Origin of the sequence: Microcystis sp. M113S1 (assembly GCF_020246945.1) — a bacterium.
GTDB lineage: Bacteria > Cyanobacteriota > Cyanobacteriia > Cyanobacteriales > Microcystaceae > Microcystis.
The window spans coordinates 1-8,281 of record NZ_JADBSA010000213.1 but is presented as its reverse complement, the minus strand read 5'-3'; the positions used below and the strand labels follow the sequence as shown (position 1 = coordinate 8,281).

The 8,281-nt window shown below is 42.8% G+C and carries 10 protein-coding genes and 1 pseudogene; 8 read left to right on the top strand and 3 right to left on the bottom strand.

The window, feature by feature from the left end:
• Both IM319_RS10860 and IM319_RS10855 read left to right on the top strand, forming a co-directional pair.
• A partial coding sequence (locus IM319_RS10860; RefSeq protein WP_287735594.1) for a hypothetical protein occupies nucleotides 1–913 on the top strand: 913 nt, incomplete at its 5' end.
• 17 nt (nucleotides 914–930) lie between these two features.
• Nucleotides 931–1,110, top strand: coding sequence for a hypothetical protein (locus IM319_RS10855; RefSeq protein WP_287735593.1), 180 nt, complete (start codon nucleotides 931–933; stop codon nucleotides 1,108–1,110).
• 552 nt (nucleotides 1,111–1,662) lie between these two features.
• On the opposite strand, the gene IM319_RS10850 is transcribed toward IM319_RS10855, so the two are convergent.
• The 3 genes from IM319_RS10850 to IM319_RS10840 form a co-directional block, all read right to left on the bottom strand.
• Nucleotides 1,663–2,358: a hypothetical protein gene (locus IM319_RS10850; RefSeq protein ID WP_287735592.1), complete on the bottom strand. Its 696-nt coding sequence runs from the start codon at nucleotides 2,356–2,358 to the stop codon at nucleotides 1,663–1,665.
• A gap of 179 nt (nucleotides 2,359–2,537) precedes the next feature.
• Entirely contained in the window at nucleotides 2,538–3,497 is a 960-nt protein-coding gene (locus IM319_RS10845; RefSeq protein ID WP_287735591.1) for a tyrosine-type recombinase/integrase, read from the bottom strand.
• A 77-nt stretch (nucleotides 3,498–3,574) separates the two neighbouring features.
• On the bottom strand, nucleotides 3,575–3,853 hold the full coding sequence (locus IM319_RS10840) for a hypothetical protein (protein WP_287735590.1): 279 nt from the start codon (nucleotides 3,851–3,853) through the stop codon (nucleotides 3,575–3,577).
• A gap of 242 nt (nucleotides 3,854–4,095) precedes the next feature.
• Between IM319_RS10840 and IM319_RS10835 the strand changes: the two genes are divergently transcribed.
• The 6 genes and pseudogenes from IM319_RS10835 to IM319_RS10810 all read left to right on the top strand — a co-directional run.
• Nucleotides 4,096–4,578 carry a hypothetical protein gene (locus tag IM319_RS10835; RefSeq protein ID WP_287735589.1) on the top strand — a complete coding sequence of 161 codons (483 nt, stop codon included), beginning with the start codon at nucleotides 4,096–4,098 and terminating at the stop codon, nucleotides 4,576–4,578.
• A gap of 50 nt (nucleotides 4,579–4,628) precedes the next feature.
• A complete protein-coding gene (locus IM319_RS10830; RefSeq protein ID WP_287735588.1) occupies nucleotides 4,629–4,826 on the top strand; it encodes a hypothetical protein in 198 nt (65 codons plus the stop codon).
• A 49-nt stretch (nucleotides 4,827–4,875) separates the two neighbouring features.
• On the top strand, nucleotides 4,876–5,211 hold the full coding sequence (locus IM319_RS10825; protein WP_287735587.1) for a hypothetical protein: 336 nt from the start codon (nucleotides 4,876–4,878) through the stop codon (nucleotides 5,209–5,211).
• Between the two features lie 196 nt (nucleotides 5,212–5,407).
• On the top strand, nucleotides 5,408–5,557 hold the full coding sequence (locus IM319_RS10820) for a hypothetical protein (RefSeq protein ID WP_287735586.1): 150 nt from the start codon (nucleotides 5,408–5,410) through the stop codon (nucleotides 5,555–5,557).
• A 57-nt stretch (nucleotides 5,558–5,614) separates the two neighbouring features.
• Nucleotides 5,615–5,881: a hypothetical protein gene (locus IM319_RS10815; protein WP_287735585.1), complete on the top strand. Its 267-nt coding sequence runs from the start codon at nucleotides 5,615–5,617 to the stop codon at nucleotides 5,879–5,881.
• Nucleotides 5,850–8,281 (top strand): annotated as a pseudogene (locus tag IM319_RS10810) (hypothetical protein); the annotation flags it as partial. The gene IM319_RS10815 and the pseudogene IM319_RS10810, both read left to right, overlap by 32 nt.

The following is an 8,281-nucleotide window of genomic DNA, read 5'->3' as shown; positions in this document are numbered from 1 at the left end:
GGGGATTCCACAGAATATCGATTTTATCCAAGTATCCGACTTACGCCGCAATGGCATTAATAGGGGTGAGGGTCAAAAGAGACGGACTAAGGCTATCCTTGACCATTATCGGGAAAATGACCCCGATAACACGGCTTTTATTAGATTCCAGAATCACTGCAAGGATGAAGATGACCAGACAAGCCTGCGACATTTTGTCAATTCTCAAGGGACTAACTTAATCGCGGGTAAACACCGGTTAGTAATAGATGGACTACCATGCCCTAATCTGGAATCGTTAAGGCATGATTACAGCATTAGCACTGGCAATGACCCCTATGGTGAGGACTTCGATCGCTATGTTCACCATAAGATTTTGTCCATAATCAAACAAGAGATCGGAAGGGTGCGGGCCAACCTCTACCCCGATCGCAGGTTCGAGATTGCTCTGCTTACCGATTACGATTTTAGCGGACTTATCCCCCCTAACCAGTTGAGACAGTGTAAGGCCCACGAGATAACCCCTCTCGCTGAAAGTGCGATCGAGAGAACTAAACGGCTAATAGGTGAGGCCGCTAATCAGTTATGGGAATCTGGGGAAAAAATAACCGAGCGTGCGATCGCTTCTTTAGCAGGGTTAGCACGGACTACCGTTCACCGCGCCCGGGAGTTCTTAGATGAAATTTTGGCCACATTTACTATAAGTAACCCTAATAGCAATTGTGGCCAAGCTGAAAACCTTACCCAGACTGACATTGACCTGATTAATGATGCTACCGACTACTTAGCGGCCGCCGGTGATGATTCACTCCTAACGGAATTAGAGGCCGTCCTAGAGGTAATCGATCGCAGTCAGTGGTCAAATTTATGGGAATTTATACCTATTCCAGTCAGGGATAAGCTATTAGATCGTCTTTTGGCAATTGCTAAATAAGAAAAAATAGGAAAAATATGGACTACACACAGCTAGAAAAAGAATTTGATTTAATCCTTGAAAAACCTTTATGGGTGAGGCCTATCGCCCTATCTGAATTGGCAAAAAAGAATAAAATACCTTTGAGCATTATCAGGGTATCTTTTGATGATTTTTGGAGCCAAAGAATCAGGGAAAATCAGCAAAATAAGGGATAATCCCCCTTTTACCGGTAATCCCCTAGAATTACCGATAACACCCAAAATAAGCCCATAAAGGCAGGTCCCGGCAATTTATCGCCTAATAGCCCAAAAAATCACCATAATCCCTTTTATAGGTCGGTTTTCACTTTCAAAACATGGCACATTTTTCTTGATTTTAATCGTTCATTTTTGGGCATTATAGGCAATAATCCTCGAAAAATAGCCAATATCTCACAGATACAGATTATGGATGCCACTCCCAACGGTTATGGTTAATTCTGTCCCTTTCTGACTAAAAACCCCATAATTAAGGGGTTCCACTGTTGGGGAATCGATTTAATAATAAAAGAAAACCCAATAAAACCAGAAAATAACTAATAGGAATATGGCAAAAAAAACAGAGAAATCTTAAATCGCTGTGGTGAAACTCCTACAGGGTAAGGGTTTTGAGTTTTTTTGGGTTTCGACACTTTAAATGTTTGACCCTAAACGCTAACCCCTACACATTAGGAAAATGCCCAATATTCCCCATTTTTGGGCATTCTCCCACTGAGAAGTGTTTCAAAGCTAATCTTTTTCGTGCCAAAACCGACCGCGAAGTTCCCATGTCTCTCTGTATTTTTGAGTAGGTTCGCCCTTTTGTTTCCATCGCGTTATGTTACTTTTGTCGATTCCTAGATGCCGGGCCAACTCACTATCCGTTAATCCTTTTCTTTTAGCCGATGGAGAAAGAGAGACGATCTCAGTCTCGCTTCCAGTTCCTAAAGTGTCCTCAATCGCAGTCTCGATCGCCGGCGGGGAAGGGGGAGGGTTGTCTATCTCTTGAGTAGTCATCTCCATAGTGTCTATCTCTTGTCTATCCTGTCTATCCAATTGGAATGACAGCGCATTAATTCGATGCTCTAAAGTAATAATTTTTTCCGATAATCCTTGATCACAATCGGTCAAGCGATCGTCAATTGCTTCTATCCAATCGTCTAGCCTTTTGGCTAGTCTTTGAGTAGTCGTCTCTATCCCGTCTATCCGATTGTCTAGGCGTTGAGTAGCTATCTCTAATTTGTCTAGTCGATTAGTGTCTAGTCGGTTGTCTATCCGTTGCCCTTTACCAGTGACTAGCGATATGTCTATCCTACCGTCTAGGCATTGATTAATAAAATCGTATAGAAGCGATGCTGTATCAGTGTTTTGAGCCTTAGCCAATTGATTAAAAGCTTCTCTCTTTTCCCCTTCTATCCTGATCGTGATTAATTTGTCGCGTGCCATAGTTGTCTATCCGTTGTCTATCCGTCTATTCATAGGATAGCTAATTGTCTAGTCATTGTCTAGTCAAGATAGACAGTTTAGGAATTGGCACTCGATCGCATCCTAAGTCTCATGATGAATCACCCCTAAACCTTTTTTTCGTGGCTTTTAGGGGCATTTATGAAGGGGTGTTTTTTGGGCTAAACTAAACTATCTAAAATATCGGTCACTTCCCCTTGATGATTTTTGCGGTTGTCATCGTAAATTAGCAAGGTGTTAAGGCTACTGTGACGGCTTAATTTTTGCACTCTTCTAACATCTCCCCCGGTTGCCTCTAACGCGGCTGTAATCGCGCTATGGCGTACCCTATGGGGTGACATAGTTTTGCTGATGCCTGCGTCCTGACAGCGATCGCTCACAATATTGTAAATAGCCTGAGTAGAGAGACGACCATCTTGATAACCGGGATTGACCGAAACGAATAAAGCTTTATCGGGGTTAGTTTCCCCCCTTGCCTCTAGCCAAGACTCGATCGCCATGACCGTAGCCTTGCCAAGAGAGATAATTTCTGATTGATTACCCTTACCCTTGCCAAAAATCCTTAAGGTTCTTTCTTTTTGGTCAAAATCACCAATATTAGCCTTGCTGACCTCCGATCGCCGGAGCGCATTACTCCAAAGAAGGATCAAAAGAGCATAATCACGGATACCCTTTAGAGACGTGCGATCGATCCCCCCTAGCACTCTCTTAAATGCCTCCGGGTCAACCCCGGAAGTGTCACGATACGCTGACATTTTTTCAGATTTAATCGCTTCTAACATAAATTCCGAGTGACCACAGTTATAAGAGAACGAGACTAAAGACTTAATAGCGGCTAATCTTCTATTAATAGTTGCTGATTTTAGTTCTTTTTTGATTAAATCCCCCTTATACCTTGAAACTAGGGCATAAGCACCATGGCGATCGAGAGATAGAAACTTCCCCAATTCCGTACCCAGATCAGCGAGAAAATTCTCAATGTCACGCCGGTACACACGCCGGGTATGTGGCGATCGCTTGGTATTTAACCAATCGGTTAGAACCCTATCCCAATCGGTGCTAGGAGCAACCGGGGATAAATGGGAAACCTTGGAATTCAGTAGTACAACGTTATCGATCATGTAGCGAAAATAGTTATTATCAACACATTAAGTTTTGTTAATAACCCGTAGGGGATACGGGTTAATGGTTTTAGGGGTTAGGGGTTAGGGGTTCGTAATTCAGCGCGGAGCGATTCGATCGCCGCGTTCATTTTTGCTTCGATCACCGCGTCGATCTTTTCCTCGAAGTTGGGCAGCTTGCTAAGGCTATCTCCGAAAAAGGTTTCGAGAATCTCTACTATGGCGGTTCCCATTGCCGGTTGAATGTTCCCGGCCTTATCTTTTCGAGTGATATTATTTTGAGTGCAATACTCAGTAAGGCTATCTTCTATATCTTTTGGGAGATAACAGGATACTGGTCTATTCTCAGTAGCCATGATTTTAATTGATTTAATACTAATACATTACCTTTTAAATCTAACCTTGTAAGCTACTAAGTACAAGACTTATAAGGTAAACTAATATACCTTTGTAAAATACTGGTAAAATACTAATCTATAAGTAGTTGACTTAGTAAGAGACTAGAAATATACTAAAAATATAGAGAAAGACGACCGCAACCAATTCCATTCAGCGCGATCGCCTCTCTCGTAAACCTAACAAAGTTGATGATAACACGATGAGACTTATTCCAGCAATTGCCTTAGACCGTCCCCGGGAAGTAGCGACAAAATACGGCCAACGTCTCGTTATCGACGCTATGGCGCGTGATACAGGGGAAAAAATCACACTATGGCGCGGGGCTGACGATGATTATAGCCGTCGCTATGTCATTAAAAATTCCCCCCTAACCGTAGGAATTGATTCAAAAGGAAAATATTCCTTAATAGAAGACTCTAACCTGACTAACTTGGGCCAACCCTTACCTGAAACCGTTCCCGTAAGACCAGTTTACGATCACAAAATCGAGAAAACAAGCGATAGCGACCAATCAACGCTAAACCCTAACCAAAAGAGAGAAATTGCCTCTTATATCCAAGAAATGGCTAAATTATACGGGTTTTGCCTCACCCAGGCAGATAGCCTAGGCGTGATAGGGGAGGATCGGAGAGCGATCGCAACTACTCTCTATTTATCTGCTCAAAAGAAATTCGCACTGTAAATAGATAGTAACTGGGGGATTAAATTCCCCCATTTAGGAGAGTAAAAACAATGACAAAACTTAAAGAATTTACTGGAATCCTTCGCATTGAACTCGAAGTAACCTTGCCCGCTTCTAGCAAAGAAAAAGCCTTAGAATTGCTTGAAAATATCTATCCGAGTATCACGCTTAGTTATGGGGATGAAATGCCCAACCTGCTTGATTGGCGAGACAATATCGACTATGCAGATTGGGAATTAGAGGATTAGTAATTAGTTATCAGTTATCAGTAAACCGTAACCATTTAGGAGTAGAAACATGACCACAAAACAAGAGTATTATAAGATTTTTAAGAGTACCCTAAAACCGACTGACAGCGACACTTTAAAAGTGCTAAATTACTTTGGGAACGATGATAAATTCTTTTTTATTAATTCGATTGACGGAAGGTCTTTCTTGGGTCAAGCCGCTCACTTTATGCGGGAATTAGCCCTAGAACATAATGGGGATTTAGCGGTTATTTTAGCCAAAACTCAGGAAACCTTAGAACCCTTAATGCCCTCAAATATTGCCGATTGTGATAAGGTTTCTTGGGACTACATTGGCCTGTATTATTTGTGGGGGGAGATATTCGATGAGGTTGAGGATATGTAAGTTTTTTGTAAGTTTTTTGTAAGTATTAATCAATTATGTCCCTTGCAACCCTTACGGTGATTGGGTTTTGAGGTTTTGGGGGTTGTGATTTTGGGAACTTCACAAAAGTTTTGTGTTTGAGTAGTACACATCGCGGTACTTACCCTTTTTGTGTGCTATTATAGGGTAAAGATTGAAAAATCGAGAGAGGACTGAGATGCCGAAAATAACAAAACCAATGACGCAATTAAACGTCGCTTTCCCTGATCCTGTAATAGCCCAAATCAAAAAACTCGCTAGAGAGCGTGATGAGAGCGAGGCTTTAATCGTGCGAGAATTGGTTAAAAAATCCCTAGAAGTCGCATAAAAAACAACCGCCCCGAAGCTTCGCAGGCTAGGGAGCGGTACAAAAAATATTCTTAATATGGACAACTATAACACTTACGTTAGTTTACTGTCAAGAGTTTCCCCCAAAAATCCCCAAAACACCACGGGATTAACCGATAGCCTCCCCACTAACCAGAATAAAGCAGCAATAAGCAGTTTATCGGTTAATTTTGGCAGAATAAGCCAGAATATCCTGAATTTTGCGGCACAAACATCCTTATATCCGGCACAAAAAATCAGTATTATCACAGCGAGTAATGATCGCTCCCTGAATGACCAAAAGGGAGGCCGTGGCAATGCTTAAATCCTTTAGCCGCTCTAATCTTTGTCCGGTGTGTGGGGAAGGTTCCCCTGATTGTCGGTACTCTACCGATGGGGATTTAATCATGTGTCACGGTCACATCGACTTTGATCCACAGCATCCAGAATGGCACTATCTTGGCACTTCCAGTAATGGGGTATGGGGGAAATTCGTACCACGAAAAGATAGAGACTTCGATCGCACGGAATGGTTAGAGAAAAAATTAGAGAGGGAACGCGGCCGGTTAGAACGGGAACGGGAACACGCTAAGAATGCCCTAACCATTCCAGAGCGAGACAAGGCTCTAAGGAAGTTATCCCAATCGCTAGGCCTGTCACGCCGGCATCGACAAGCGTTACTCGATAGAGGACTGACAGACTCTCAGATCGAGTCAGGGCTGTTTTTTAGCATCTACCCCAATGATCCCGTCCCCCCCGGCATCCCCCAAAATCTTCCCGGGGTGAGTAATGGGAAAATAGCGGCCGGTGGGGTCGGTATCGCTTGTTTAGCCTTTGGCAGCGAAGGCCGGGCGGTAGGTTATCAGATTAGGTTAGAAAATGTTACCGATTCTAAGTACCGGTGGGCCAAGGGTGTAGAGTCGAGCCATTTAGCCGATGGTGAGCTACCTATCACAGTTATCCCCAATGGCAAGGATAACGGTCAAGTCTGGTTAACTGAGGGGATTTTAAAGCCTTTTGTCGCTGCCCATGCTTATGGGCTTAATGCCATAGGTGCAGCCGGCGGGCATTTCTCAGGTGCTGCTAATCAGGTTAAAGAAGCGATCGGACCCTATCGACAATTAATTTTATGCCCGGATGCGGGTGACATAAATAATCATCATGTGATGCTCCGGTGGGAAAAGCAGATTAAATTTTTGGAATCTCTAGGGAAGTCGGTATTAATCGCATGGTGGGGGCAAAAAACCAAAGATGATGATGATATTGACGAGATAGGGAATCTGGAATCAATCGAATTTATCACGCCTAGCCAATTCTTTGAATTAGCTAAAAAAGATTTACCCTTCTGGGAAAAGGTTAAAAGATTAGTAGCAAGAGATCGGAAAAAAACCAGAAAACCCGCACCCTCACCCTTACCAAATAATCGAGAGGCAAAAATCTATGATCGCTCTAATCGATTAAATGAATGGGCATCGAGAAAAAACATTCTCGATACTTCCCCAACGGGTAGCGGAAAAAGTCACGATGCTGGTCTGTTAACCCCTGACAAGCTAGGGGTTAAGGACATTTTTTATATTACTAACGATCCTCGTAATGTCACGACCCCAACGCTAAAAGATTGGCCAATATTAGAAGGTCGTCATGCCGGTTTATACCGCAACGAGTTAGGGGAAGTGAGAACCAGAAAAAGGAAAGATTCACTCGATAGGTATCAAGAGAAAAGCTTGAGGGCTAATTGCGCTAGGCCATACACTCATGCGGCCCTGGCTAATCAGAATATAAGTCACGGAATAGAATCAGCTACTATCTGCAAGGGTTGCCAATTCCTTGAATTATGCCGGTCTGGTAAAGGGGATTATGACTACCTACAAAAGCGTGCGATTGCATTGCAATCTAAACGGTTAATAGCTCACCCGGCAAGCTTACCTAATCCTAAGTCATACGATCCTGAAAATGGTTTCGATTATGGGAATACGACCCTAATTTTCGAGGAAAGCGAGTTAAGCTGTAACACCACGAAAATAGTTAAGGTAGGGGAAAAGGATGTTAAGGATACGATTGAGGCCTTAGCGGAAAAGGATACTGATTTATTTTTACGGCTTAAGCCGCTATTAATTGAGATTAAGAAGCTTCTCTCGGAAAAGCAGACTAATCGATACGGTTTTGATGGTAAATCCCTTAAAGAGAAGCTTTTAGGGCTAATCCCTAGCGATATAGATTTAATCAAGCTTAAAGAAGCTTTACAGCCCGATCTATCTTTCCTTGACCCATTCAGTGAGAACGGCCAAGACATAGCTGATATGCCAGCATCGGTCCGCAAGGCATTCTCTGAAAGTGACAGAAATCTATCCGAAAAAGCCGAAAATGAAGCTTTAAAGCAGTGGTTAACTGAATTAATAGCGGCTTTAAAGGGAAAAGGTTATTTATCGCTTAATAACCATATTTTATCGGTATCTTTCCTTGATGAAAGATTGCAAGCGATTATAGGTGAGGCCGCTAAGGTCATCTTTTTGAGTGCCACGGAATCGATCGAGAATTTAGAGGCCCGAACCGGGCTAAAAATTGATCTAATTACTACCGGGGGGGGGATTCCACAGAATATCGATTTTATCCAAGTATCCGACTTACGCCGCAATGGCATTAATAGGGGTGAGGGTCAAAAGAGACGGACTAAGGCTATCCTTGACCATTATCGGGAAAATGACCCCGATAACACGGCTTTTAT